This window comes from Duganella sp. Root198D2 (assembly GCF_001428585.1).
GTDB lineage: Bacteria > Pseudomonadota > Gammaproteobacteria > Burkholderiales > Burkholderiaceae_D > Rugamonas.
Genome location: NZ_LMIC01000050.1, coordinates 253690 through 277805, shown reverse-complemented (window position 1 = coordinate 277805; position 24116 = coordinate 253690). Strand labels below are relative to the sequence as shown.

Genomic DNA, 24116 nt, shown 5'->3' with positions numbered 1-24116 from the left:
CATGCTCACCATGAAGAAAACCCAGCACCTGATCCACTCTGCCCTGCTCGGCCTGGCCATTACGGCGGCCTGGCTTCCTGCGCGCGCGGCCGGCTCCGTCCCGCCTGCCGAGTCTTTTTTCAACTACCCGGCCTTTACCGGTGCCACCCTTTCGCCGACCGGGCGCTACCTCGCGGTGCGCGTGCCGCATGAGCAGAACGGCCGCTATATGCTGGCTGTTTATGATTCGGTCCAGCACAAGATCAACGTCGTGGCCAAGTTCGGCACGCGCGACGTCGCCGATATCCAGTGGGTCAACGACGAGCGCATCCTGTTCAACACCGCCGACAAGCAGGTCGGCCAGGGAGAAACCGTCAACGGCCCGGGCCTGTGGGCAGTGAACGCGGACGGCAGCGGCATGCGCCAGCTGGTGACCACGAATTCGCTGGACAGCTCCGGGCCGCGCATGCTGGCATGGAATTATTTCATGGGGCCGGTTGGCGCCCAGGATTCCGAGTGGGTATACGTGCTGAGTGGCGTCTCGAACGACCTGCAAGGCAAGCTCGACTACGTGAACATGCTCAGGCTGAACACCCTGACCGGTCGTACCGAGGGCATCAAGCGGCCGGCCAACGCGCAGGCCTACACGCTGGACGACGCTGGCAAGCCACGACTGGTTTCCGCCCACACCGACGGCTCGCGCACCGTTTCCTTCCATATCCGCGAAGGCGACAGCGAAGAGTGGCGCCTGCTGACCACCTTTGATGCCTACAAGCCCAATTCGGGCTCCTTCATGCCGCTGTCCTATGCACGCGACGGTACGCTATATGTCAGCAGCAACAAGGATGGCGACAAGACTGCCTTGTACACCTATGACTTCAAGGCCAATAAGTTGGCCGAGAAGCCGCTGGTGCAACTGGAAAATCATGACTTCCGCGGCGACCTGCTGCTGCGCGAGGGCAAGCTGCTCGGCATCCACTATGAAGCCGACGCGGAAGGCACGCTGTGGTTCGATCCTGAATACAAGGCTCTGCAGGACGAAATCGACCAGCAGCTGCCGTCCACCATCAACAACCTGCGCATACCGCGCCGCACCGGCACGCCGAACGTGCTGGTGACGTCCTATCCCGACGTGCAGCCGGTGATTTACTTCCTGTACGACCGCAGTACCAGGAAGCTGCAGCCCGTCGGGCAGACCCGTCCACAGATCAAGCCTGGGCAGATGGGCACCCAGGACGTGGTACGCATCGCTGCGCGCGATGGCAGGCAGGTCCCGGTCCAGTTGACACTGCCGCCAGGCGGTGCCGGCAAGAAGTATCCGATGGTCGTCATGGTGCATGGCGGCCCTTACGTGCGCGGCGTGCATTACGGCTGGAACCGTGAAACCCAGTTCCTGGCTTCGCGCGGCTACGCGGTGCTGGAGCCGGAATTCCGCGGCAGTACCGGCTATGGCTACAAGCATTTCAAGGCCGGCTTGAAGCAATGGGGCCTGAAGATGCAGGACGATATCGCCGATGCCACCAGGTGGGCCATCGCCCAGGGTTATGCCGACCCTCAACGCATTTGCATTGCCGGCGCCAGCTATGGCGGCTATGCCACCCTGATGGGCCTGGTCAATGATCCCGAACTGTACCAATGCGGTATCGACTGGGTGGGTGTCACCGATATCAACCTGATGTACAACGGGCACTGGCGCTTCAGCGACGATATGAGCGAAAGCTGGAAGAAGTATGGCATGCCTGAAATGGTCGGCGACCAGGCCAAGGATGCCGCGCAGTTGAAAGCCACTTCGCCGCTGGAGCAGGCGGCGCGCATCAAGCGGCCGGTGCTGCTGGCTTATGGCGCGGACGACCGGCGCGTACCGCTGATCCACGGCCTGGCTTTCCGCGATGCGCTGGTGCAGACCAACAAGCAGGTCGAGTGGATCCAGTACGACGAGGAAGGCCATGGTTGGCAACTGCCGAAGAACAATATCGACTTCTGGACCCGGGTCGAGAAATTCCTCGGCAAGCATATCGGCGCAGGAGCAAAAACGGAGTAAGCTGGCGGCTCGTCCGTCACTCACTTCGAAGGAGGCAGCGCGATGCCGTCTGGCAAGATCCTGGTCGCACAAGGGGGCGGTCCCACCGCCGTGATCAACCAGTCGCTGGTCGGCGTCGTGCTCGAGGCACGGCGCTTCCGCAATGTGACACGCATCTACGGTGCCATGCACGGCGTGCGCGGCATCGTCAACGAGGACTTCGTCGACCTGACGCAGGAAACCAGCCATAACCTGGAACTGGTGGCCGCCACACCCTCCTCCGCCCTCGGCTCGACGCGCGACAAGCCGGACCTGAAGTACTGCGAAGAGATCTTCAAGGTGCTGAAGGCGCATGAGATCGAGCACTTCTTCTACATCGGCGGCAACGATTCATCGGACACGGTGCGCATCGTGGCCGAACAGGCGCAGGCTGCGGGCTATCCGCTGCGTGCCATCCACATTCCCAAGACCATCGACAACGACCTGGTGGGCAACGACCACACACCGGGCTTTCCTTCGGCGGCGCGCTTTGTCGCGCAAGCCTTTGCCGGCGCCAACCTGGATAACGCTTCGCTGCCGGGCGTATACGTGGGCGTGGTGATGGGACGCCATGCCGGCTTCCTGACTGCCGCATCGGCATTGGGCAAGAAATTCCCGGACGACGGACCGCACCTGATCTACCTGCCGGAACGCGTGTTTTCGATCGAACAGTTCCTGGCCGATGTGAAGGACACGTACGCGCGCTATGGGCGGTGCGTGGTGGCGGTGTCGGAAGGCATCCACGATGCATCCGGCGAGCCGATCGCCACCTTGCTGGCGAAGGAAGTGGAACGCGATGCGCACGGCAATGTGCAGCTGTCCGGCACCGGTGCGCTGGCCGACCTGCTGTGTGACGAGATCAAGGACAAGCTGGGGATCAAGCGCGTGCGCGGCGATACCTTCGGCTACCTGCAGCGCTCCTTCATCGGCTGCGTGTCGGACGTGGACCAGCGCGAGGCGCGCGAAGTAGGCGAGAAGGCCGTGCAGTTCGCCATGTGGGGCGAGCGCAATGGCTCGGTGGCGATCAAGCGCACCGGCTTCTATTCGGTCGACTATGAGCTGCTGCCGCTGGATGCCGTGGCAGGCAAGACGCGCACCATGGAAGATGAATTCATCGACGAGAAGGGTACCGGCGTGACCGATGCCTTCCGCATGTACCTGCGCCCCTTGCTCGGTTCCGGCATGCCGGACGCTTACCGCCTGCGCCCGGCGCCGGTGCCGAAGATCCTCAAGCGCTAGAACAGCGCCGGCAATTCCGCCGCCAGGAAGTCGGACAGGGCGCGCACCTTGGTCTGCAGGTGGCGGTTGCCGGGGTAGACGATGTAGGCGACACGCGGTTGCATCTGCCATGCCGGCAGCACGCGCTCCAGCGTGCCCTGCGCCAGCATGGGCCGCGCGATGAAGGAGGGCAGCGAGCCGATGCCCTGCCCGGCTGCCAGCATCTGTCCCAGCATCAGGCTGTTGTCCAGCCACATACGCACCGGCGGTTCGATTTCAGCCGTGCCGCCCTCCCCTTCCAGCCGCCACAGGCCGGGCGCCTCGGCCAGGCGGAAGGCCAGCGCGCGATGCGCCAGCAAGTCATGCGGCACCCGCGGTGCGCCGCGCTGGCGCAGGTAAGCCGGCGCGGCGCACAGCCACTGCTCCACCTTGCCGGCAGCGCGCACCACCAGCGATGAATCGGGCAGCGTGGTGCGTACGCGCAGCGACAGGTCGAAGCCTTCCGCCACGACGTCGAGCAAGCGGTCCGCCATGGTCAGCTCGACGTCGATCTCGGGGTATTGGTCCATGAAGCGCGTCAGCAGCTGCGGCAGCACCACCAGGCTTAACGACATCGGAGCGTTGATGCGCACGCGCCCTTTCATTGCAGCCTGCTCACCGCTGGTGCTGCGTTCAAGCTCCTCCAGTTCGTCGAGCAGGCGGCAGCACTCCTGGAAGTAGGCGCGGCCGGTATCGGTCAGGCTCATGGTGCGCGTAGTGCGCAGCAGCAGTGCCGCGTTCAGGCCCTGCTCCAGCGAGCGCACCTGCTTGCCGATGCCGGCCGGCGACAGGCCCAGCTCCTCTGCCGCCTTGCTGAAGCTGCCGCGCTCGACTACGCGGCGAAAGGCTTGCATGGCCGCCAGCTTGTCCATTCGATCCCCTGGGTAAAAAGTCTTTATCAAAATCGCCCGATTATCTTAGCAGCAGAATCAAATATGCTGGCTTCACTGATTTTCTTACAAAGGAGCCAAGATGAAACTCGCAACTACCCTCGCCGCCCTGCTGCTGTCCGCCAATGCCATGGCTGCCGAACCGGGCACCAGCCCGTGGGGGCCGCAGGATGAAATCGGCCGCCTGAACCTGGTGACCCAGGCGTCCAGCGCGGCCATCCTGGCGCGCCTCAGCGGCGGCCGCGCTTATGACCTGTCGGTGGATTATTTCGTCGGCATGCCAAGCTGGCAGGCGGCCGGCGATCCGCCTTACCTGATGTGGATGACACATACGCCGCATGGCAACGTATTGTCCGACCCGATGGAAACGGGCAAGGCGATGAACCAGCACGTCAGCTACACGGGCAGCGCGATTTCGATGTATGCGCATATGGGGACCCATATCGATGCGTTGAACCACTTCGGCCTGGACGGCAAGATCTGGAACGGCTTCAAGGCTTCCGAGCACCTGGGCGACCGCGGCTGGAAAGTGGCCGGTGCCGAGAAGCTGCCACCGATCGTGGCGCGCGGTGTGCTGATCGACGTGGCCGCGGCCAAGGGCGTCCCTATGCTGCCGGATAACTACCGCGTGACCGGCAAGGACCTGGCCGAGGCATTGGCCAAACAGAAGGTGGCGCTGCAGAAGGGCGACGTGGTGCTGATCCGCACCGGCCGCATGCAGCAGTTCGAGAAGGCGCAAGCCTTCATGCAGAATCCGCCGGGCATGGGCCTGGATGCGGCACGCTTCCTGGTGGAGCAGAACGGCGCGATGGTGGTGGGCGCGGACAACCTGAGCTTCGAATCCTTCCCTTCCGAAGCCAAGGACAACTACATTCCGGTCCACACCTACCTGCTGGCCGAACACGGCGTGCCGATCATGGAACTGGTCAACCTGGAAGAACTGGCGCGCGACAAGGTATACGAATTCGCCTTTATCGGCGCCTCGCTCAAGTTGCGCGGTGCGGATGCGGCGCCGATGCGGCCGATCGCCCTGCCGCTGCGTTAGGCCTTAATGTGCGGCGGCTGCCTGCCGCTTCCTGATCTCGGCCTGTGCAGCTTGCAGGGCGTCGGCGGCGGGCACCGCGATATCGGGCGCGATGCCCACGCCTTCCCAGTTGGTGCGGGTGACCGGGCTGATGCTGGTTTCCTGTGGAATCAGGATGGCGAAATTGCGGTCCAGCCAGAACAACTTGGCAGGGCTGGCGCCGCCCTTTGTGGTCTCGCCGATGATGACGGCACGCTTCAGGTTCTTGAGGGCGTAGATGAAATCTTCCGCCGCCGAATAAGTACCTTGGCTGGCCAGGATGTAGACCGGTTTGGTGCCGCCGAAGCGCTTGCCTGCGACTTCCTTGCTGGTCCAGTTTTCAATGGTCTTGTTGCCTTCGCGCGCGAACAGGTCATTCAGGCGCGCTGGCTTATCGAACAGATAGCTGGCCAGCAGCGGCACCGCATCGCGGGAGCCGCCGCCATTGTCGCGCAAGTCGATGATCAGGGCCTCGGTATCAGCCAGGCTGGTCATGGCCTTGGCGACTGCCGGCGCCGATGGCGTGCCCGGTGCAAACGATTTGGTCTTGAAGTAGCCGACGTTGCCTGGCAGGCGTTCAACGCGTTCGATGCCGTAACCGCTGGCGGCGACCTGCGCGTACATCTGGGCGCGTTCCTGGTCGCTCAAGGGACGTTCTTCGCGATCCATGCCGGGAAAGCCATCGGCGTCATGCATGATGCCAAGGTGGCGGTTCCGGACCAGCTCCCGCAGGCGCTCGGTCAGCGCGTCGGCAAACGCTTCTTCCGTCGTGGCCGTGTTGAAGTCTGTCGCTCGCAGTTTTTCGCCAACGCCCTGCAATTGCGCCGGGTAGACATAATGCGCGTCAAGTTCCTTGACGACTTTGTCAATCAAAGCGGTGCGCTGCTGATGGTTGATGTCTTGCGCCATAGCGGCGGTTGACGCGACAAGCAGGGCCAGGATGGCGGGACGGATCAGGCGCATGAGGTCTCCTCGATTTTGGAGAGTCTATTCTCGTGCCGCATTATCGTTTTGGCAAGCGCCTAAGGCCCTTGATGAACATCGCGGTAGGCCAGCATGTCCACCAGCTTTTCCTCCTTGGCAGGATCGAAGCCGCAACTGGCTTCAAACTTCTCCGGGTTTTCGTAGGTCCCGAACAGCATGTCCCACCACACGATGTCGCCGTAGTTGTTCTTGTGGCGGCCGTACTGGTGGTGGATGCGGTGCATCTCGGGGCGCTGGAAGAACCAGCCGATCCAGCGCGGCGTGGTGACGCTGGTGTGGTAGAAGAATTCTCCGAGCGCGGTGCACAGGGTGTAGGCCGCACCCGCCTCCGGCGACAGGCCGAGGAAGGCATATACCAGCAGGCTGCCGATGATCGAGTTGACGACCATTTCGCCGGGGTGCTTGTAGAAGGAGGTGATGACTTCGATGCGCTGCGGGCTATGGTGGATCTGGTGGAACAGGCGCCACAGCAGGTCCGATTCATGGCGTACGCGATGCCACCAATAGAAGACGAAGGTGGCGATGAAGTAGGCCAGCAGGCCTCCAGTCACGGGACCGACGTGATCGGAGAGGTGCAGCAGCGAGGCTTGCGAGGTCCAGCGTTCCCACGTTACGCCGGCCAGCAGGACCACGCCAAGCTGCACGGCATTGATCGCCAGCACGCGCAGCGGCCAGGTGCGGACGTGGGGCAGCTTCCATCCGGGCCGCAGGCGCTCCAGTACAAAGCAGGCGGCGAATACGATGAAGATGGTGGTGAGCATGGCGTGTCCTTTCGTTCGGCAAGGACGAATGATCGCGCCGGGGCCGGGTCCGGGCCTAAGAAAATCCTTTTTGGTATCGGAATTAGATACGCACGGCATATAGGGCGGGTTCTCGCCTGTTGGCCGCCTAGCATGGTGGCTCTTTCACACAGGAGACAACCATGAAGAAACTGATTGGGGCGCTGACCCTGGCGGCAAGCAGCGCGGCGGGAGCTGCGGGCGGAGCGCCATCAGCGGCCGACCTTGAGCGCGCGCGGCACGGCTTCGACTTCCTGCACGGCGACTGGACGGTGCAGAACCGGCGCCAATCCGATTATGCCAATCCGGACAGCCCATGGGAGAACTTCAGCGCCAGCAACCTGGTGCACGCGCTGCCGGCCGGCATCGGCAACTATGACGAATACCGGCCGCTCGGCAACTGGCGTCCCGGCTTCGTGGCGATGACGCTGCGCGTGTTCGATCCCGCCACCGGGCGCTGGAGCATCTACTGGCTGACCAACCGCGACGGCGGACTCGATCCCGCCACGGGCACTTTGCTGCCGCCCGTGGTGGGCCGTTTCGATGCCGACGGCGTGGGCCGCTTTGAAGGCGAGGAAGTCTACAAAGGCCGCACCGCCCGCGTGCGTTTTACCTGGACCCGCAGCAGCGAGCGCCAGGCACGCTGGGAGCAAGCCTATTCCTGGGACGATGGCACCAGCTGGCAGACCAACTGGATCATGGATTTCACGCGGAAATAGTCCACCATGGGGTCAGGAACGAAAGTGGACAAAAAAAACGGAGCCTGGCGAGGCTCCGTTCATGGACTTGGAAAATGGGGTACGTCCCCATTTTTTTAGACGACGATGGTCTGGTGTTCGCCTTCCGCGCGGGCGCGGATCTTGCCGATGCGGGACACGGTTTCGCCGGCTGCGGTCAGCTGGGCGACTGCTGCGTCGGCGTTTTCAGCGGACACGATCACGGTCATGCCGATGCCGCAGTTGAACACGCGGTGCATTTCCGCGTCGGCGACGCCGCCGTGCTGCTGCAGCCACTTGAACAGCGGTGGCATGGTCCAGGAGGAGCCATCCAGTTCCGCGGTCAGGTTGTCCGCCAGCACGCGCGGGATGTTTTCCACCAGGCCGCCACCGGTGATGTGCACCAGGCCTTTGACTTCCATCGATTCCATCAGCGCCAGCAGCGGCTTGACGTAGATGCGGGTTGGTTCCATCAGCACGTCGGCCAGCTTGCGGCCGTGGAAGTCGGCTTCCAGGTCCGGCTTGGCCACTTCAATGATCTTGCGCACCAGGGAATAACCGTTGGAGTGGGCGCCGGAGGAGGCCAGGCCCAGCACCACGTCGCCCGGCTTGATCTTGGAACCGTCGATCAGCTTGGATTTTTCAACCGCGCCGACTGCGAAACCGGCCAGGTCGTACTCGCCGTCCGGGTACATGGATGGCATTTCAGCGGTTTCGCCGCCGATCAGTGCGCAGCCGGAGTATTCGCAACCCTTGGCGATGCCCTTGATCACGTCGGTCGCGGTCGCCACGTTCAGCTTGCCGCAGGCGAAGTAGTCGAGGAAGAACAGCGGCTCGGCGCCCTGCACCAGGATGTCGTTCACGCTCATGGCCACCAGGTCGATGCCCACGGTGTCGTGGCGGTTCAGCTCGAACGCCAGTTTGAGCTTGGTGCCGACGCCGTCGGTACCGGAAACCAGCACCGGCTCCTTGTATTTCTTGCTGATCTCGAACAGCGCGCCGAAGCCGCCGATGCCGCCCATCACGCCTTCGCGCATGGTGCGCTTGGCGAATGGCTTGATCGCTTCAACTAGGGCGTCGCCGGCGTCAATATCGACACCTGCGTCACGGTAGGACAGGGAAACATTCGAAGGTTGGCTCATGGTGTTGTCGCAACTGAGGCGGAAGAATGGAAAAGCGGTGGCCGAATACGGCAAGTCCGCTATTTTAGCATTTTTACCCCCCGAACCTTCGATTTTCAGCCCCCGGAGCGGCAAACTTCCCCAAACCTGGAGCGGGCACCGAGCTTCAGCAGGCGAGCGGCCAGTTCTTCATTCTTCTTTTCCAGCGCCACGTCGTAGGGCGTCAGGCACTCGTTGTCAGGGTTGGCTTTGCCATTCGGGTCGGCGCCCTGTTCGATGGCGAAGCTGACGCGCGTCGTGACCGCGGAAACGCATTTCTGCCATTCCGCGTCGAAGCGGTCGGATGGCACCAGGTTGCGCGTCATGTCCTTGTCGCATTCGCTGACCAGGCGTACCAGCATGCTGCGCTTGCCCCAGGTGCTGCCGTTTGGATCGGCGCCAAGGGCGACCAGGCGCCTGGCGGCGTCGAACTGGTCCTTGCGGATGAAGCGGTTGAGCAGGGCCGAGTAGGTCGTCGACTGCACGTTCGGGTTGGCGCCGGCCTGGATCAGCAGCGCAAGGAATTCGTTGTCGGTCTCACAATGGTCGCAAGTGGACAGGTTGATGCCCCTGGCGCTGGCGCCGCGCTCGACCAGCAGGTGGGCCAGCGCCAGGCGGCGCGGCCAGCTTTCCTGCGGGGCATTGCGGGCGAAATAGGCCTGGTTCACGGTTTCCTGCAGCAGTACGGTGCCCAGCTCGCCGGCGATGTCGGACTTGTCGACCAGGTATTCAAGGACGGCGAAACGCTTGGCGTCCTTGGCCGGATCGGGCTTGGTCAGGTAGGTGTTGACCGCCACGCCCAGCATGTTTTCCGGGGCGAAGCTGGGATCCTTCCTGGGATCGAAGCGCTTGATGCGGGCCAGGTCGCCCTCATCCGTCGCGTCGACGACCTTGCTGGATGGCTTCTTGAAGTTCACCGCTTCGGCGACGCTGGCTGCGGCGTCGGCCACGCTGGCTGCGGCGGCAAGGGGCATGCACAGCAGGCGGTTGAAGCCTTCGCATTTTTCACCATCGTCCGCTGCCATGGCAGGGGTATGCGCGGCAAAGGCCAGGGACAGGGCCGCCAGGGCGGCTTGGGTACGGACAGACAGCATGACATCAGATCGGAGTTGACTTATAGAAATATTAAACTACTGATAGGCTTGGCGCATGGTGTTTTTAACAGCCGAGGCGTTAGAATAGCCCTTCCTTCGTCCCTACCACGCCCCAGAAGATGCCCCTTCCCCTCTCGGCAGAACAAAAACAAACGCTATTCTGGGTGTCTGTCTGGGCCGCCTTCTTTTTCCTCCTGTGGATCCTGGGTCCGGTGCTGACGCCCTTCCTGGCGGCTGCCATTTTCGCTTATGCGCTGAATCCCGCTGTCGACAAGCTGTGCCGCCTGCGCATGTTCCGGCGCTGGAAAATGCCGCGTGCGCTGGCCGTATCCGTCGTTATCACCCTGTTTGGCGCCGCCGTGCTGGCGCTGCTGCTGATTGTGGTGCCGGTGCTGCAAAAGGAGATCCCGCTGCTGCAGGCGGCGATTCCCGCATCGCTGGCCAAGCTGAATGACACGCTGGGCCCGCGCCTGCAGCAGCTGGGCGTGGAGTTCACCCTCGATGGCGCCAGTATCAAGGCCCTGGTGGCGGAAAAGATGGCCGAAAGCGGCAACCAGATCTGGACTGCGGTACTGAATTCCGCGCGCACCGGCGGCAGCGCCGTGCTGGGCTGGCTGGCGACGCTGGTGCTGATCCCGGTCGTGCTGTTCTACCTGTTGCTGGACTGGCACCAACTGCTGGCCCGCATCGCCGCTGCCGTGCCGCGCCGCTATATCGGCGCCACCATGGACATGGCGCGCGAGTCGGATGTCCTGCTGGCCCAGTACCTGCGCGGCCAGTTGATGGTGATGCTGGTGTTGTCGGTTTATTACTCCACGGCCCTGGCGGTGGCCGGTTTCGACGTCGCGCTGCCGGTCGGCATCCTGTCGGGCGTGCTGGTATTCATTCCCTATCTCGGCTTTGGTCTGGGCCTGCTGCTGGCGCTGATGGCGGCGGTGCTGCAATTTACCGACTGGAGCGGGCTGGTGGCCGTGGCCATCATCTATGGCCTGGGCCAGGTGATCGAGGGTTTCATCCTGACGCCGCGCCTGGTAGGCGAGCGTATCGGCCTCGATCCGCTGGCTGTGATTTTTGCCCTGTTGGCCTTCGGCCAGCTGTTCGGATTCGTCGGCGTATTGCTCGCTTTACCGGCTTCCGCCCTCTTAATGGTCGGTTTTAGGCACCTGCGCCGCCACTACATGCGCAGCAGCTTTTATAATGCGTAGTGTGAAGATCGATTACGTTAGCAAAAAATCCACGATGCCGGGACAAGTCCAATGAAACAGCTGGTGCTTGACCTGGGTGCGGAGCCGGTGTGCACCCTCGAGTCGTTCGAGGTGGGCCGCAATGCCGAGGTGGCGGCGCTGATGCGCCAGTTCGCCGAACGCAGCTCCCGCGAGCATTTCGCCTACCTGTGGGGGGAAACCGGCGCAGGCAAGTCGCACCTGCTGAAGGCGCTCGCCTCGAGCGAACGCGCGCGCTATATTTCGCCGTTTTCGATTGAAACCGAGTTCCTGTATTCGCCGGAGGTGGACCTGTACCTGCTGGACGACTGCGAAAAGCTGTCGCCGGTGGCCCAGATCGATGCCTTTGCCCTGTTCAACGAGATTCGCGCCAATAATGCCTTCATGGTGAGCGCGGGCTCGGTCGCCCCGGCCGTGCTGCCGGTGCGCGAGGACTTGCGCACGCGCATGGGCTGGGGCCTGGTGTACCAGATCCATGGCCTGACCGACGAGGAAAAGCTTGCAACGCTGACACAAATGGCGGAAGCGCGCGGCTTGATCCTCTCACCCGGTGTGCTACCTTACCTGCTGTCGCACTTCCAGCGCGACATGGTATCGCTGTCCTCGATGCTCGACTCGCTCGACCAGTATTCACTGGAAACCAAACGCCCGATCACCCTGCCCCTGCTGCGCGAATGGCTGCAGGAGGAAGCGAAAGAATGATGAAACTCGCCCTGTTCGACCTTGACCATACCCTGCTGCCGATCGATTCCGATTTCGAGTGGGGCCAGTTCCTGTGCCGCGTGGGCGCTGTCGATGCCGCTGAATTCAAGCGCCGCAACGAGGAATTCTTCGCGCAATACCAGGCGGGCACCCTGGACCCCGTGGAATACCTGGAATTTTCGCTCGGAACCCTGGCCACCTTTGAGCCCGGGCAATTGGCCGAACTGCAGCAGCAGTACATGACCGAAGTGGTGATGCCGAATATCCTGCCTTCCGCCCGCGCGCTGCTGCAAAAGCACCTCGACGCTGGCGACCTGGTGGCAATCGTGACGGCGACCAACCACTTTGTCGTCGCGCCGATTGCCAAGGCCTTCGGCGTGGAGCACCTGATTGCCGCGATGCCGGAGCGCGATGCCGCCGGCCGCATCACCGGCAAACTGGTCGGCACGCCAACCCAGGGCGAAGGCAAGATCGTGCACACCAAGGCATGGCTCGAAAAGATGGGGCATACGCTGGACAGCTTCGAAAGCGTCCACTTCTACAGCGATTCCCATAACGACCTGCCGCTGCTGTCGATCGTCAGCCATCCGATCGCGACCAACCCGAACGCCAAGCTGTCCGAGCACGCGAGCGCGCAAGGCTGGCCACTAATTCACCTGTTCAATGATTAAGAAATTCATCCGCAAGATCCTCGGCGTCAAGAGCGCGAGACCCAGCAACGAGCCTGTCGTACTAGGCGCCAAGGACCATGGCATCGACCCGCGCATGGTGTCGAACAACGCCATCCGCGTCACCAGTACGCTGCAGGAAGCCGGCTTTGAAGCCTTCGTGGTCGGCGGCGCCGTGCGCGACCTGCTGCTTGGCGTAAAGCCGAAAGACTTCGACGTCGCCACCAACGCCACGCCGGAGCAGGTCAAGCGCCTGTTCCGCCGCGCTTTCATCATCGGCCGCCGTTTCCAGATCGTGCACGTGATGTTCGGCCAGGACCTGCTGGAGGTGACCACCTTCCGCGGCACCGCCACCGACAATGCGCCGAAGGACGAGCATGGCCGCGTGCTGCGCGATAACACCTTCGGCTCTCAGGCGGAAGATGCGGAACGCCGCGACTTCACCATCAACGCCATGTACTACAACCCTGCCACGCAGGAAGTGCTGGACTACCACGGCGGTATCGAAGATATCCGCGCCAAGACGCTGCGCATCATCGGCCAGCCGGAGGCGCGCTACCGCGAAGACCCGGTGCGCATGCTGCGCGTGGTGCGCTTTGCCGCCAAGCTGAAATTCTCCATCGAGCGCTCGACCGCCGAACCGATCGGCGTGATGGCGCCGCTGATCGACAACGTGCCGGCGGCGCGCGTGTTCGACGAGATGCTCAAGCTGCTCACTTCCGGCCAGGCCCTGGCCTGCCTGCAGCAGCTGCGCAAGGAAGGCCTGCACCATGGCCTGCTGCCGATGCTGGACGTGGTGCTGGAACAGCCGATGGGCACCAAGTTCGTGACCCTGGCGCTGGATTCCACCGACAAGCGCGTGATGGCCGGCAAGACCGTGTCGCCGGGCTTCCTGTTCGCTTCCCTGCTGTGGCACCAGGTGCTGGAGAAGTGGCAGGCCTACCAGGCTGCGGGCGAGCTCCCGATTCCTGCGCTGCACCTGGCGGCGGACGAAGTGCTGGATTCGCAGACCGAGAAGCTGGCCATTCAGCGCAAGATCGGTTCCGACATGCGCGATATCTGGGCCATGCAGCCGCGCTTTGAGCGCCGCAATGGCAAGAACCCTTACAAGCTGCTGGAGCACCTGCGCTTCCGCGCCGGCTACGATTTCCTGCTGCTGCGCTGCGCGTCCGGCGAGATCGACCGCGAGCTGGGCGACTGGTGGACTGCCTTCTACGAGGCCGACGAGACCGTGCGCGCCGAGCTGGTGTCGGTTGCTTCGTCCGGCGGCAAGAAAAAGAAAGCAGCGCCGCGCCGCGGCAGCCGTGCGGCCGCGCAGGATGATGTTCCTGCCGACGCGCCAACTGATGCCGATGAAGGCGACGAGTCGGATGACGACGAATTCCTGAACCCTCCAGCCGAAGGCGAGGCGCCCGCCCGCAAGCGCCGCCGCCGTCCACGCCGCGGCCGTCGTAGTGGTGGCGGCAACGCCCCCGCCGGCGACGCTTGATGCCTGTTACTGCCTTCATCGGCATCGGCGCCAATCTCGGCGATGCCCGGGCCAATGTGCTGGATGCAGTGGAGCGCCTGGGCAAGCTGCCAGGCGCTACGCTGGAGGCGGTGTCTTCGCTGTACCGTACCGCGCCGATTGATTCTTCCGGCGACGACTATATCAATGCTGTTGCGCGTGTCAGCACCGCCCTGCCTGCCCAGGCTTTGCTGGAGGCGCTGTTCGATATCGAGCAGGCGCATGGGCGTGAACGGCCGTACTTCAATGCGCCGCGCACGCTGGACCTGGATCTGCTGCTGTATGGCGAGGAGCAGATTACGACGCCTACGCTGGTTGTGCCGCATCCGCGCATGCATTTGCGGGCGTTTGTCTTGATGCCGCTTCTTGAACTGGCGCCTGGTGTGGTGCTGCCGGGCCTGGGACGCGCGGCTGATTTCGCGCCGTCGGTTTCTGATCAAGGTATTATCCGCCTTTAAAACCGGTAAACCAGGGTCAGACCCTGGTTTACCGGTTCAAAAGCAAAAGTCCCCAACATCTTTTTGACTGTGGCGTGGTACGGACACCTGAAGAACTTCTCTAACAAGTCCTGGCTGGTCGCCGCGATGGGCGCTGTGTACTTTATTCTCCGCAGTTAGAATATCGATTTTCCGATTCTGAGGACATACCATGTCTGGCAACCTGCAAAACCCTTACCCGGCGCCTACCCGTGCCGTGCCGACCAAGGCAGTCACGATCCCCTCGATCAACGCGCTGAAGGCAGCCGGCGAAAAGATCACCATGCTGACCTGCTACGATGCCAGCTTCGCCTCCCTGATGGACGGCTGCGGCGTGGAGGTCCTGCTGATCGGTGATTCCCTGGGCATGGTGTGCAACGGCCACCAGTCCACCCTGCCGGTGACCGTGCAGGAAATCGCCTACCACACTGCCGCGGTAGCCCGCGGCGCGAAGAACGCGCTGATCCTGGCCGACATGCCGTTCGGCTCCTATGCCACGCCGGAGCAGGCGTTCCACAACGCCGTGCAATTGATCCAGGCCGGCGCGCATATGGTGAAGATCGAAGGCGGCGCCTGGGTTGCTGAAACCGTGCGCTTTCTGGTGGAGCGTTCGATCCCGGTTTGCGCGCACCTGGGCCTGACCCCGCAGTCCGTGCACACGCTGGGCGGCTACAAGGTGCAGGGCAAGACCATCGAAAGCGCCGAACTGCTGAAGCAGGATGCGCTCAAGCTGCAGGCTGCCGGTGCCGCCATGGTGGTGCTGGAAGCTATTCCTACCGCGCTGGGCAAGGAAGTGACCGACATGCTGTCGATGCCGACCATCGGCATCGGCGCAGGTCCGGATTGCTCGGGCCAGGTGCTGGTGATGCACGATATGCTGGGCGTATTCCCGGGCCGCAAAGCGCGCTTCGTGAAGAATTTCATGGAAGGCCAGGTGTCGATCCAGGCTGCGGTGACGGCCTACATTGACGCCGTCAAAGGCGGCACCTTCCCGGCAGTCGAACACTGCTTCTGAAACCATGAGCAACCCGCTTAACGACGACGAGTACGACCAACTCGACGACCTGCTGGCCGCAATCGGCCCGCAGAGCATGGACGTGGCCAAGCTGGAAGGCTTCCTGACCGCGCTGGTGATCGGCCCGGCCAACGTGGCGCAAGAAACCTGGCTGTCCGTCGTCTGGGGCGGCGCCGCCGGCAGCGACGAAGCCGCCGCGCTGGTCTTGCGTCATCATGACTACATGCGCGTCTGGATGCAGAAAGATCCGGGCAGCTTCGAGCCGATCTACGAATGCGGCGGCAGCTGGACTGTGGAGGCGTGGTGCGACGGCTTTATGGCGGGAGTCAGCATGGCCCCCGATGCCTGGGCTCCTCTGCGCGCCCAGCAGCCGGCCTTGCTGCTGCCATTCCAGGCGCCGCTGAACGCCGCCAAGCTGCCGCAGGCCGTCATCAAGATCAACGAGTTCTTCCACGCGCCGCAACCTAAGGTGGCCAAGGCGGGCCGCAACGATCCCTGTCCTTGCGGCAGCGGCAAGAAATTCAAGAAGTGCTGCGGCGCTTAAATTTGAATCCAGGTCGTCTTCAGTTCGGTGTACTTGTCGAAGGCATGCAACGACTTGTCGCGTCCATTGCCTGACTGTTTGTAGCCGCCGAACGGCACCGTGATATCGTCGCCATCGTACTGGTTGACGTGCACGGTGCCCGCCTTCAGCGCGCGCGAAGTGCGAATCGCTTTCGAAATATCCGACGTCCACACCGCAGCGTGCAAGCCGTATGGCGTATCGTTCGCCTGCTTCACGGCCTCGTCGAGATCCTTGAACGACAGCACCGACAACACCGGGCCGAAAATCTCTTCCCGCGCGATCTTCATCGTGTTCTGCACGCCGTCGAACAGCGTCGGCTCGACGTAGAAGCCACCGGTCTCCTTGCGTACCGCATTGCCGCCGGCGAGCAGTTTCGCTCCCTCGTCGCGGCCGGCGTCGATAAAGCCCATCACGGTTTTCATCTGGATCGAATCGACAATCGCCCCCATGACCGTCTTTTCGTCGAGCGGATCGCCAGGCGCATAGGACGGCACCAGGGCCAGCGCTTTCTCCAGGAACCTGTCCTTGATCGCTTCCTCCACGAACAGCCGTGAAGGCGCGTTGCAGCTTTCGCCCTGGTTGAAGTAGATCGAGCCGACCGCAGCGGCGACGGCCGCGTCAAGATCGGGGCAATCGGCGCAGACGATATTGGCCGACTTGCCGCCCAGTTCCGTCCACGCCCGCTTGAGGTTCGACTGGCCCGCCATCTGGATGATCTGCTTGCCCGTACGCGTAGAACCGGTGAAACCAATGCAGTCCACATCCATGTGCATCGCCAGCGCCGCGCCGGCCTCGTTGCCGTATCCAGGAAGTACATTGAACACGCCGGGCGGGATGCCCGCCTCCACCGCCAGTTCCGCCAGCCGCAGCGCCGACAGCGGAGACTTCTCTGATGGTTTGAGCACCACGCTGTTGCCGGCCGCCAGCGCAGGCGCAATCTTCCACGCCGCCATCAGCAGCGGATAATTCCACGGCACGATGGCCGCCACCACGCCAACCGGCTCGCGCGTGATCAGGGCCAAAGAGTTGCCCGGTGTCGGTGCAATTTCTCCGTACACCTTGTCGATCGCCTCGCCATACCAGCGGATGCAATTCGCTGCGAGCGAAACATCGACCACCTGGCTGTATTTGATCGGCTTGCCCATGTCCAGCGTTTCGAGCAGCGCCAGTTCGTCCTTGTTCTGCATCATCAGCTCAGCGAACCTGACCAGCACGCGCTTGCGCTGCGCCGGCGCCTGGCTCGCCCAGCGGCCGCTGTCGAAGGCCCGGCGCGCCACTGCGACAGCCTGGTCGACGTCGGCCGCGTCGCATCGCGCGGTCTGCGACAGGTAGCGGCCATCAATGGGAGACAAGTTGTCGAACTTGCGCTCACCGCGCGCCCAGGTGCGTTCACCGTTGATGAAAGCGCGCCCGTCAAGGGTCAGCATCTTGGCACGTTCGTGCCAGTTGATCGCTTCTTTTGCCATGGCTTACATCCATCCTCTCTGCTGCAGGTCCGCATAGGTATCGTCAAGGCAGCGCCGGATCAGGCCCACCATTTCATCGATCTGTTCGCGCGTCATCACCAGTGGCGGCGCGATGATCATGCGGTCGCCCACGGCGCGCATGATCATGCCGTTGTTGAACATATAGCCTCGGCATACCATCCCCACTTCCAGCTTCGGATCGAAGTATTCGTTGCCGTGGATAGTTGGCCCCTTGCGCCGCACGAGATTCAGGCCCGCGACGAAGCCGCAGCTATTGGCATAGCCGACCAGCGGGTGCTCGCCCAGCGTGGCGAAGCGTTGCGCCAGATAGGGGCCGGTGTCTTCCGCCACCCGCTGCACCAGATTTTCTTCTTCGATGATGCGGATCGTCTCCAGCGCCGCCGCGCAGGCGACGGGGTGGCCGGAGTAAGTGAAGCCGTGCGCGAATTCGCCGCCCTGCCCGATCAGCACTTCCGCCACGCGCTCGCCCACCAGCACGCCGCCGAGGGGAATATAGCCCGAGGTGACGCCCTTGGCGAACGTGATCAGGTCCGGCTTGAAATCGAAGTACTCGCAGGCGAACATGCGGCCGGTGCGGCCGAACCCGGTGATTACTTCATCCGCGATCAGGAGAATGCCGTACTTGTCGCAGATGCGCTGGATCTCGGGCCAGTAGGTGCGCGGCGGGATCACCACGCCGCCGGCGCCCTGGATCGGTTCGCCGATGAAGGCCGCGACCTTCTCCGGGCCGACGTCGAGGATCTTCTGCTCCAACCATGAGGCAGCCTCGATGCCGAATTCGTCCTCCGTCATGCCGCGCCCGGACTCGAGATAATTCGGCTGGCGGATATGCACAATGCCCGGAATCGGCAAGCCGCCCTGCGCGTGCATGCCCTCCATGCCGCCCAGTGAAGCTCCCGCCATGGTGCTGCCATGATAGGCATTGAAGCGGCTGATGATGGTGTGCCGGTGCGGCTGGCCCTTCAAGTCCCAATAGCGGCGCACCATGCGCACATTGGTGTCGTTTGCCTCCGAGCCGGAACCGGTGAAGAACACATGCTTGAACCCCGGCGGCGCGATTTCCGCCAGCTTGGAGGCCAGCTTCACGGCCGGCACATTGGTCGTGTTGAAAAAGCTGTTATAGAAGGGCAGCGTCTCCATCTGGTCGAACACCGCCTTTGAAATGCTGTGCCGGCCGTAGCCGACATTCACGCACCACAGGCCCGACATGCCGTCCAAAATCTTCTTGCCGTCCGAATCCCAAAGATAGATACCTTCGCCACGCACCATCACGCGCACGCCGCGCTCGCCGAGCGCCTTGTGGTCGGTGAAAGGATGCATGTAATGCGCATGGTCGCGCGCCTGGATAGACTTGGTATCGTCCATGATCGCCTCCTCAGACATGCAGCAGCAGGTGCTCGCGCTCCCACGGGCTGATGACGGTCATGAACTCCTGGTGTTCCAGGTCCTTGATGGCGGCGTACACGTCGATGAAACGCTCGCCGAGCACGAAACGCAGCTTGTCTTCGGCGCGCAGGATGCCCAGGGCCTCCGGCAGCCCTTGCGGCAGCTCGTACTTCATATCGTAGGCACTGCCCATCGTCGGCGCAGTCGGCTCCAGTCCTTCGGTCATGCCCAGGTAGCCGCAAGCCAGCGTGACCGCCAGCGCGAGATAGGGGTTGGCGTCGGCACCAATGATGCGGTTTTCCACGCGGCGGTCCTGCACGCCCGCCTCCGGCACGCGGAAGCCAACGGTGCGGTTGTCCATGCCCCACTGGATATTGATCGGCGCCGCCGTGTGGCGCACCAGCCGGCGGTAGGAATTCACATACGGCGCCACTATGGCCAGGGCGCTCGGCATGTAACGCTGCAGGCCGCCGATATATGCCTTGAACAGTTGCGACGGCGAGCCATCCTGGTTGCTGAAGATGTTCCAGCCGCTGCGTGCATCAATCACGCTCTGGTGGATATGCATCGCCGATCCCGGCTCGCCCGCCATCGGCTTGGCCATGAAGGTTGCGTACATATGGTGCTTCAATGCCGCCTCGCGCAAGGTGCGCTTGAAGAAGAACACCTTGTCCGCCAGGCCAAGCGGCTCGCCGTGCAGGAAGTTGATCTCCATCTGGCCGGCGCCGATTTCATGGATCAGGGTATCGACATCAAGGCCCATCAAGTCGCAGTAATCGTAAATATCCTCGAACAGCGGGTCGAACTCATTCACCGCATCGATGCTGTACACCTGGCGGCTGGTTTCGGCGCGGCCGCTGCGGCCAATGGGCGCCTTCAGCGGCAGGTCGGGATCGGAGTTCTTGTCGGTCAGGTAGAACTCAAGTTCCGGCGCGACCACCGGGTTCCAGCCCTTGTCCTCGAACAGCTTCAGGACACGGCGCAGCACGGAACGCGGCGCGAAATCCACCAGGCGACCGTCGCTAAAATAGCAGTCATGGATCACTTGCGCCGTCGGGTCGACAGCCCACGGCACCATGGTGATGGTAGTAGGATCGGCCTTCAGGATCATGTCGCGGTCGGTGCTGGAAATAGCGCGGTCGTAGGCATCGTCCTCGGTCGGATAATTGCCGGTGACCGTCATGCCAAGTACCGCTTCAGGAATGCGCATGCCGCGTTCCTGGGTGAATTTGCCGCGCGGGAGAATCTTCCCGCGTGCGACGCCGGTCAGGTCGGGGACCAGGCATTCGATCTCGGTGACTCGCTTTTCATTGAGCCACTCGTCCATGTCGGTGTAACTGAAATTTTCGCGGATTGCCATAGCTTCCTCTCAGGTAGTTTAAAAAAACAGCACTACTGAAGGAAGCCACCTAAGGAATACGATCCCTATGCACGCGGCACGCAAGGCCGAATGCGCTGAACATGCGCATGGAGTCGTGGTTCTCCTCGACGCGCCATTCGGGGTGCCATTGCACCGCCAGCGCAAATGAAGGAGAAGCCGCGATGGAATATGCTTCGATCAAGCCATCATCGGAACGGGCTTCGACCTGCAAGCCGGGCGCCAGGCGGTCGATGCCCTGCCCGTGCAGCGAATTTACTTGTATTTCGCTAGCACCATCGAGGATATGCGCCAGCAAACCGCCTTTTTCAAGCGTGACGCGGTGCGCCGCAGCGTACTGCTGCTCCAGTGATTGGGCCTTGTCCTCGCGGTGGTCAAAGTAGCCGGGCACGGTATGCACGGCCTGGTGCAGCGTTCCGCCCAGCGCCACGTTCAATTCCTGGAAGCCGCGGCAAATTGCCAGTATCGGAACGCCGTGCGTCAGCGCGGCGCGAATCAAGGGCAAGGTGGTCGCATCGCGCGCGGGATCCAGCGGCAGCGAGGAATCGAGCGTTTCCTGCCCATACAGGGTGGCCTGTACATTGGAGGCAGCGCCGGTCAGCATGACGCCATTGGCGATGCCGAGCAGGCTTTCAATATCCGTGTTGTCGCCCAATGGAGGGATCAACAACGGCTGGCAGCGCGCTCCCACAGCCACCGCATCAACGTATTTGTTTTGAGCGGCGTAGCTGGGATGGGAGCCTTTATTCTGGCTGCAGGCGGGGACCAGTACGATGGGGCGGCGCATGTTTAGTTCTTCGGTAACTATCAGTGTGCAGCTTGATCTTATTCCCAATTTTGGAATGTGGCAACCGTACAGTGTGATAGCCGGTATACTGGATTTTTACTTCGGAGGTGAATCATGCTGAACCTGAAAGATCCCAGCCTTCTGCGCCAACAGTGTTATATCGCTGGCCAATGGTGCGATGCCGACGGGGGAGCAACGATCAGCGTCACCAATCCAGCGACTGGGGAAACGCTTGGCAGCGTGCCGAAAATGGGCGCTGCCGAAACGCGCCGCGCCATCGAAGCCGCGAATGCCGCATGGCCTGAATGGCGCAAGAAACCGGCAAAGGCGCGCGCCGCCATCCTGCGCAAGTGGAGTGACCTGATTCTCGCCAATGCCGACGACCTGGCTGCGCTGATGACAGCGGAACAGGGCAAGCCGCTGGCCGAATCCAAAGGCGAAATCGCGTACGCCGCCTCCTTTATCGAATGGTTCGGCGAAGAGGCCAAGCGAATTGCCGGCGAAACCCTGGCATCGCCATGGGCAGACAAGCGTGTGGTGGTCACGCGCGAGCCGATTGGCGTCAGCGCAGCAATCACCCCATGGAACTTCCCTGCAGCGATGATTACGCGTAAGGCCGGCCCTGCGTTGGCGGCAGGCTGCCCGATGGTAGTCAAGCCGGCGGAGCTCACGCCCTTCTCCGCACTGGCCTTAGCCGTGCTGGCAGAGCGCGCCGGCGTTCCAGCGGGCGTGTTCAGCGTGATTACAGGGGCCTCGCGCGAAATCGGCGGCGAAATGACCTCTAACCCGATCGTGCGCAAATTGAGTTTCACCGGTTCGACTGCCGTCGGCCGGCTGCTGATGGAACAGTGCGCCCCGACGATCAAAAAACTGTCCCTTGAATTGGGCGGCAATGCGCCCTTCATCGTGTTCGACGATGCGGACCTGGACGCGGCAGTGGAAGGCGCTATCGCATCCAAATACCGCAATGCCGGCCAGACTTGCGTGTGCGCGAACCGCATCTATGTGCAGGACGGCGTGTACGACTCGTTCGCGTCGAAACTGGTCGAAGCGGTACGCAAACTCAAAGTCGGCAATGGCGCCGATGACGGCGTGACGCAAGGCCCGCTGATCGAAGACAAGGCCGTCGTCAAGGTAGAAGAGCATATCGCCGACGCGCTCGGCAAGGGCGCGCGCTTGCTGCTAGGCGGCAAGCGGCACGAGCTTGGCCACAGCTTCTTCCAGCCTACAGTGCTGGCGGACGTGAAGCCCGACATGCTGGTGGCGCACGAAGAAACCTTCGGCCCATTGGCGCCGCTGTTCCGCTTCAAAACCGATGAAGAAGCGCTGGCGCTGGCGAACGATACTGAGTTCGGCCTGGCAGCCTACTTCTACTCGCGCGATATCGGTCGCATCTGGCGCGTGGCGGAAGGCCTGGAGAGCGGCATGGTAGGCGTGAACACCGGCTTGATCTCGACCGAGGTTGCCCCATTCGGCGGCGTCAAACAATCAGGCCTGGGCCGCGAGGGTTCGACGCACGGCATGGACGATTACCTGGTCATCAAATACATCTGCATGGGGGGCATTTAGCCCCAGTGCGCTCAATGGAAATTGAGCTCGACGCCAGCATCTTTCACGAGACGAATAAACGATGAAAATGAACCGGCGGACCGTTGCTGAACGTCCGTATACCACCGCGAAGTAAGTTCAGAGGCCAGTTCCCATCGGGAAGGGCGGTCATCAGGAATTGAATGTTTGATCTTCAAAAAATATACTCATTCCATTCCAGAACGCGCTCGCGCGCGCACTCGAGCGACCTCAGACCAAGCATCTTCATTTCCAAAATAGGCTCTCATCGTACATGTGCGCAGCGGCACAAATTTCAAACGCCTCATTCCATGCGGCTTCAGTTCACGTCAGCCCTACAGCCGTTACGGACGGTGTAAGTGGCGAGTAGCCCAGGAGTCCCAATATGCACGGCTGGCGGCCGAAAGTTCATCGAGCGTTACCTCTTCGCCAGTATCAAGATGGATTGAAGCGGCGTCATACGAAATCGTGAGACAACCCATGACACAGTTCACAACTACGCGATCCGAATCGTTTTCCACGCTTACGATTTCTGGATCCAGCCCTGCGATAGCACCAAAATCAGTCACCGGCGCTGAATCATATTCACAGTATGCAAACTCACGGCAATTGACCAGGTTAATCCTGAACCCCGTGCCTTCACCTGGAAATTGCTGGCGTAGATATCGAATAGAGACTTCCACCGAAACCGCCCCTGGAACCTCGCCATTTATCGCATCAATCCCGCCATCATGCAGCAGTCCCCAAAACGATTCGTTTTTCATAATCTGGATTCAGGTTGACCATGCTACGCATTGAAGGAGTTCCAGCACGGCTGCTTCCGCTGCGTCCGCCTGTTCCGCAAGTGAAGTGCTGCGCACCTTGAACGTCCCCTTTTCCAAGAACACCAGCAGCAATTGAGAGCTAAGCGGCTGCCGAGATCCATCAACGGTATCAGAGAATTCAAATGTGATTACCGCCGCGTCGTAAGTCTTACCTTTTGCTTCGAGCTTGATCTGGCGTCGACTCACGAGGTACGCGTCTTCATACGCATTCAGTACCGCAGAGACTTCTTTTTGTAGCTGAGCGGAAGAATCGCTTGGGCGTGGATAGAAGAACAGTGTGACGGCATTTTTTAGCGTGCTGCCGAAACTATGGTATGTGACCGAGTAGTTGGAAAACTCTGGCGCATAGGCCCTGACAGTACTGCGGCGATATCCAGCACACTCCGCTGGGAATTTTTGCCACTTCTGGAAATCGGCAATTTCAATGGGATACTGGGTGGATTCCTGGCCGGCTGCGGTCAGTGAAACGGTGGCCAAGCCGAAACAAACCAATAGGGGAAAGAGATGTTTACGCATATGGAACGATCGAGCACAGGGTGGCGAGCGCCACG

At 62.0% G+C, this 24116-nt stretch carries 24 protein-coding genes; 13 read left to right on the top strand and 11 right to left on the bottom strand.

Going from position 1 to position 24116, the window contains the following annotated elements; translation table 11 throughout:
- Positions 1-10: 10 nt before the first annotated feature.
- Together ASE26_RS28170 and ASE26_RS28165 are read left to right on the top strand one after the other, a co-directional pair.
- Entirely contained in the window at positions 11-2020 is a 2010-nt protein-coding gene (locus tag ASE26_RS28170) for a S9 family peptidase (RefSeq protein WP_057247350.1), read from the top strand.
- Between the two features lie 42 nt (positions 2021-2062).
- A complete protein-coding gene (locus ASE26_RS28165; RefSeq protein WP_057247339.1) occupies positions 2063-3277 on the top strand; it encodes a 6-phosphofructokinase in 1215 nt (404 codons plus the stop codon).
- Here the strand turns inward: ASE26_RS28165 and ASE26_RS28160 are convergent.
- Positions 3274-4167, bottom strand: coding sequence for a LysR family transcriptional regulator (locus ASE26_RS28160; protein ID WP_055933971.1), 894 nt, complete (start codon positions 4165-4167; stop codon positions 3274-3276). The two genes, ASE26_RS28165 and ASE26_RS28160, sit on opposite strands and share 4 nt — an antisense overlap.
- A gap of 148 nt (positions 4168-4315) precedes the next feature.
- Between ASE26_RS28160 and ASE26_RS28155 the strand changes: the two genes are divergently transcribed.
- Entirely contained in the window at positions 4316-5230 is a 915-nt protein-coding gene (locus ASE26_RS28155) for a cyclase family protein (protein WP_229207225.1), read from the top strand.
- Positions 5231-5233: 3 nt separating this feature from the next.
- On the opposite strand, the gene ASE26_RS28150 is transcribed toward ASE26_RS28155, so the two are convergent.
- Positions 5234-6211: a S41 family peptidase gene (locus ASE26_RS28150; RefSeq protein ID WP_055933976.1), complete on the bottom strand. Its 978-nt coding sequence runs from the start codon at positions 6209-6211 to the stop codon at positions 5234-5236.
- Between the two features lie 59 nt (positions 6212-6270).
- Positions 6271-6993, bottom strand: coding sequence for a sterol desaturase family protein (locus tag ASE26_RS28145; protein ID WP_055933978.1), 723 nt, complete (start codon positions 6991-6993; stop codon positions 6271-6273).
- A gap of 161 nt (positions 6994-7154) precedes the next feature.
- On the opposite strand from ASE26_RS28145, the gene ASE26_RS28140 reads away from it, so the two are divergent.
- Positions 7155-7730, top strand: coding sequence for a hypothetical protein (locus ASE26_RS28140; RefSeq protein WP_229207216.1), 576 nt, complete (start codon positions 7155-7157; stop codon positions 7728-7730).
- Positions 7731-7825: 95 nt separating this feature from the next.
- On the opposite strand, the gene purM is transcribed toward ASE26_RS28140, so the two are convergent.
- Together purM and ASE26_RS28130 are read right to left on the bottom strand one after the other, a co-directional pair.
- Positions 7826-8869, bottom strand: coding sequence for a phosphoribosylformylglycinamidine cyclo-ligase (gene purM, locus ASE26_RS28135; RefSeq protein ID WP_055933980.1), 1044 nt, complete (start codon positions 8867-8869; stop codon positions 7826-7828).
- Between the two features lie 95 nt (positions 8870-8964).
- Positions 8965-9981 carry an ankyrin repeat domain-containing protein gene (locus ASE26_RS28130; protein WP_055933982.1) on the bottom strand — a complete coding sequence of 339 codons (1017 nt, stop codon included), beginning with the start codon at positions 9979-9981 and terminating at the stop codon, positions 8965-8967.
- Between the two features lie 119 nt (positions 9982-10100).
- On the opposite strand from ASE26_RS28130, the gene ASE26_RS28125 reads away from it, so the two are divergent.
- The 8 genes from ASE26_RS28125 to ASE26_RS28095 are packed head-to-tail and all read left to right on the top strand — an operon-like array spanning position 10101 to position 16116.
- Complete coding sequence (locus ASE26_RS28125) at positions 10101-11186, top strand: AI-2E family transporter (protein WP_055933984.1); 1086 nt, start codon at positions 10101-10103, stop codon at positions 11184-11186.
- Positions 11187-11237: 51 nt separating this feature from the next.
- Positions 11238-11906 carry a DnaA regulatory inactivator Hda gene (gene hda, locus ASE26_RS28120; protein ID WP_055933985.1) on the top strand — a complete coding sequence of 223 codons (669 nt, stop codon included), beginning with the start codon at positions 11238-11240 and terminating at the stop codon, positions 11904-11906.
- A complete protein-coding gene (locus ASE26_RS28115; RefSeq protein ID WP_055934477.1) occupies positions 11906-12577 on the top strand; it encodes an HAD family phosphatase in 672 nt (223 codons plus the stop codon). Before hda ends, ASE26_RS28115 begins: the two co-directional genes overlap by 1 nt.
- Positions 12570-14063 carry a polynucleotide adenylyltransferase PcnB gene (pcnB, locus tag ASE26_RS28110; protein WP_055933987.1) on the top strand — a complete coding sequence of 498 codons (1494 nt, stop codon included), beginning with the start codon at positions 12570-12572 and terminating at the stop codon, positions 14061-14063. The genes ASE26_RS28115 and pcnB overlap by 8 nt, the downstream gene beginning before the upstream one ends.
- A complete protein-coding gene (folK, locus tag ASE26_RS28105) occupies positions 14063-14539 on the top strand; it encodes a 2-amino-4-hydroxy-6-hydroxymethyldihydropteridine diphosphokinase (RefSeq protein ID WP_055933989.1) in 477 nt (158 codons plus the stop codon). Before pcnB ends, folK begins: the two co-directional genes overlap by 1 nt.
- Before the next feature lie 57 nt (positions 14540-14596).
- Positions 14597-14698, top strand: coding sequence for a hypothetical protein (locus ASE26_RS32225; RefSeq protein WP_156398108.1), 102 nt, complete (start codon positions 14597-14599; stop codon positions 14696-14698).
- Positions 14699-14729: 31 nt separating this feature from the next.
- The gene (gene panB, locus ASE26_RS28100; protein WP_055933992.1) at positions 14730-15572 is read left to right on the top strand and encodes a 3-methyl-2-oxobutanoate hydroxymethyltransferase; all 843 of its coding nucleotides are present in this window, start codon (positions 14730-14732) and stop codon (positions 15570-15572) included.
- A gap of 4 nt (positions 15573-15576) precedes the next feature.
- The gene (locus ASE26_RS28095; RefSeq protein ID WP_055933994.1) at positions 15577-16116 is read left to right on the top strand and encodes a UPF0149 family protein; all 540 of its coding nucleotides are present in this window, start codon (positions 15577-15579) and stop codon (positions 16114-16116) included.
- On the opposite strand, the gene ASE26_RS28090 is transcribed toward ASE26_RS28095, so the two are convergent.
- The 4 genes from ASE26_RS28090 to ASE26_RS28075 are packed head-to-tail and all read right to left on the bottom strand — an operon-like array spanning position 16113 to position 21175.
- Positions 16113-17603 (bottom strand): aldehyde dehydrogenase, encoded by a 1491-nt coding sequence (locus ASE26_RS28090; protein WP_055933996.1) that lies wholly within the window; start codon positions 17601-17603, stop codon positions 16113-16115. The genes ASE26_RS28095 and ASE26_RS28090 overlap by 4 nt on opposite strands.
- A 3-nt stretch (positions 17604-17606) precedes the next feature.
- Positions 17607-18989 carry an aspartate aminotransferase family protein gene (locus tag ASE26_RS28085; protein ID WP_229207217.1) on the bottom strand — a complete coding sequence of 461 codons (1383 nt, stop codon included), beginning with the start codon at positions 18987-18989 and terminating at the stop codon, positions 17607-17609.
- Between the two features lie 10 nt (positions 18990-18999).
- Complete coding sequence (locus ASE26_RS28080) at positions 19000-20370, bottom strand: glutamine synthetase family protein (RefSeq protein WP_055934000.1); 1371 nt, start codon at positions 20368-20370, stop codon at positions 19000-19002.
- A gap of 49 nt (positions 20371-20419) precedes the next feature.
- Positions 20420-21175 carry a gamma-glutamyl-gamma-aminobutyrate hydrolase family protein gene (locus tag ASE26_RS28075; RefSeq protein WP_055934002.1) on the bottom strand — a complete coding sequence of 252 codons (756 nt, stop codon included), beginning with the start codon at positions 21173-21175 and terminating at the stop codon, positions 20420-20422.
- Positions 21176-21289: 114 nt separating this feature from the next.
- On the opposite strand from ASE26_RS28075, the gene gabD reads away from it, so the two are divergent.
- On the top strand, positions 21290-22744 hold the full coding sequence (gene gabD, locus ASE26_RS28070; RefSeq protein ID WP_057247338.1) for an NADP-dependent succinate-semialdehyde dehydrogenase: 1455 nt from the start codon (positions 21290-21292) through the stop codon (positions 22742-22744).
- Positions 22745-23085: 341 nt separating this feature from the next.
- Here gabD and ASE26_RS30980 read toward each other — a convergent pair whose 3' ends face one another.
- A complete protein-coding gene (locus tag ASE26_RS30980; protein WP_156398097.1) occupies positions 23086-23505 on the bottom strand; it encodes a hypothetical protein in 420 nt (139 codons plus the stop codon).
- Between the two features lie 9 nt (positions 23506-23514).
- Positions 23515-24081, bottom strand: coding sequence for a hypothetical protein (locus ASE26_RS28065; RefSeq protein ID WP_055934003.1), 567 nt, complete (start codon positions 24079-24081; stop codon positions 23515-23517).
- Positions 24082-24116: the final 35 nt, after the last annotated feature.

What these genes read in the sequence shown, in the direction of transcription:
- ASE26_RS28170 (WP_057247350.1), top strand. Translation starts at nt 11, where the DNA reads ATGAAGAAAACCCAGCACCTGATCCACTCTGCCCTGCTCGGCCTGGCC.
- ASE26_RS28165 (WP_057247339.1), top strand. Translation starts at nt 2,063, where the DNA reads ATGCCGTCTGGCAAGATCCTGGTCGCACAAGGGGGCGGTCCCACCGCC.
- ASE26_RS28160 (WP_055933971.1), bottom strand. Translation starts at nt 4,167, where the DNA reads ATGGACAAGCTGGCGGCCATGCAAGCCTTTCGCCGCGTAGTCGAGCGC.
- ASE26_RS28155 (WP_229207225.1), top strand. Translation starts at nt 4,316, where the DNA reads ATGGCTGCCGAACCGGGCACCAGCCCGTGGGGGCCGCAGGATGAAATC.
- ASE26_RS28150 (WP_055933976.1), bottom strand. Translation starts at nt 6,211, where the DNA reads ATGCGCCTGATCCGTCCCGCCATCCTGGCCCTGCTTGTCGCGTCAACC.
- ASE26_RS28145 (WP_055933978.1), bottom strand. Translation starts at nt 6,993, where the DNA reads ATGCTCACCACCATCTTCATCGTATTCGCCGCCTGCTTTGTACTGGAG.
- ASE26_RS28140 (WP_229207216.1), top strand. Translation starts at nt 7,155, where the DNA reads ATGAAGAAACTGATTGGGGCGCTGACCCTGGCGGCAAGCAGCGCGGCG.
- purM (WP_055933980.1), bottom strand. Translation starts at nt 8,869, where the DNA reads ATGAGCCAACCTTCGAATGTTTCCCTGTCCTACCGTGACGCAGGTGTC.
- ASE26_RS28130 (WP_055933982.1), bottom strand. Translation starts at nt 9,981, where the DNA reads ATGCTGTCTGTCCGTACCCAAGCCGCCCTGGCGGCCCTGTCCCTGGCC.
- ASE26_RS28125 (WP_055933984.1), top strand. Translation starts at nt 10,101, where the DNA reads ATGCCCCTTCCCCTCTCGGCAGAACAAAAACAAACGCTATTCTGGGTG.
- hda (WP_055933985.1), top strand. Translation starts at nt 11,238, where the DNA reads ATGAAACAGCTGGTGCTTGACCTGGGTGCGGAGCCGGTGTGCACCCTC.
- ASE26_RS28115 (WP_055934477.1), top strand. Translation starts at nt 11,906, where the DNA reads ATGAAACTCGCCCTGTTCGACCTTGACCATACCCTGCTGCCGATCGAT.
- pcnB (WP_055933987.1), top strand. Translation starts at nt 12,570, where the DNA reads ATGATTAAGAAATTCATCCGCAAGATCCTCGGCGTCAAGAGCGCGAGA.
- folK (WP_055933989.1), top strand. Translation starts at nt 14,063, where the DNA reads ATGCCTGTTACTGCCTTCATCGGCATCGGCGCCAATCTCGGCGATGCC.
- panB (WP_055933992.1), top strand. Translation starts at nt 14,730, where the DNA reads ATGTCTGGCAACCTGCAAAACCCTTACCCGGCGCCTACCCGTGCCGTG.
- ASE26_RS28095 (WP_055933994.1), top strand. Translation starts at nt 15,577, where the DNA reads ATGAGCAACCCGCTTAACGACGACGAGTACGACCAACTCGACGACCTG.
- ASE26_RS28090 (WP_055933996.1), bottom strand. Translation starts at nt 17,603, where the DNA reads ATGGCAAAAGAAGCGATCAACTGGCACGAACGTGCCAAGATGCTGACC.
- ASE26_RS28085 (WP_229207217.1), bottom strand. Translation starts at nt 18,989, where the DNA reads ATGGACGATACCAAGTCTATCCAGGCGCGCGACCATGCGCATTACATG.
- ASE26_RS28080 (WP_055934000.1), bottom strand. Translation starts at nt 20,370, where the DNA reads ATGGCAATCCGCGAAAATTTCAGTTACACCGACATGGACGAGTGGCTC.
- ASE26_RS28075 (WP_055934002.1), bottom strand. Translation starts at nt 21,175, where the DNA reads ATGCGCCGCCCCATCGTACTGGTCCCCGCCTGCAGCCAGAATAAAGGC.
- gabD (WP_057247338.1), top strand. Translation starts at nt 21,290, where the DNA reads ATGCTGAACCTGAAAGATCCCAGCCTTCTGCGCCAACAGTGTTATATC.
- ASE26_RS30980 (WP_156398097.1), bottom strand. Translation starts at nt 23,505, where the DNA reads ATGAAAAACGAATCGTTTTGGGGACTGCTGCATGATGGCGGGATTGAT.
- ASE26_RS28065 (WP_055934003.1), bottom strand. Translation starts at nt 24,081, where the DNA reads ATGCGTAAACATCTCTTTCCCCTATTGGTTTGTTTCGGCTTGGCCACC.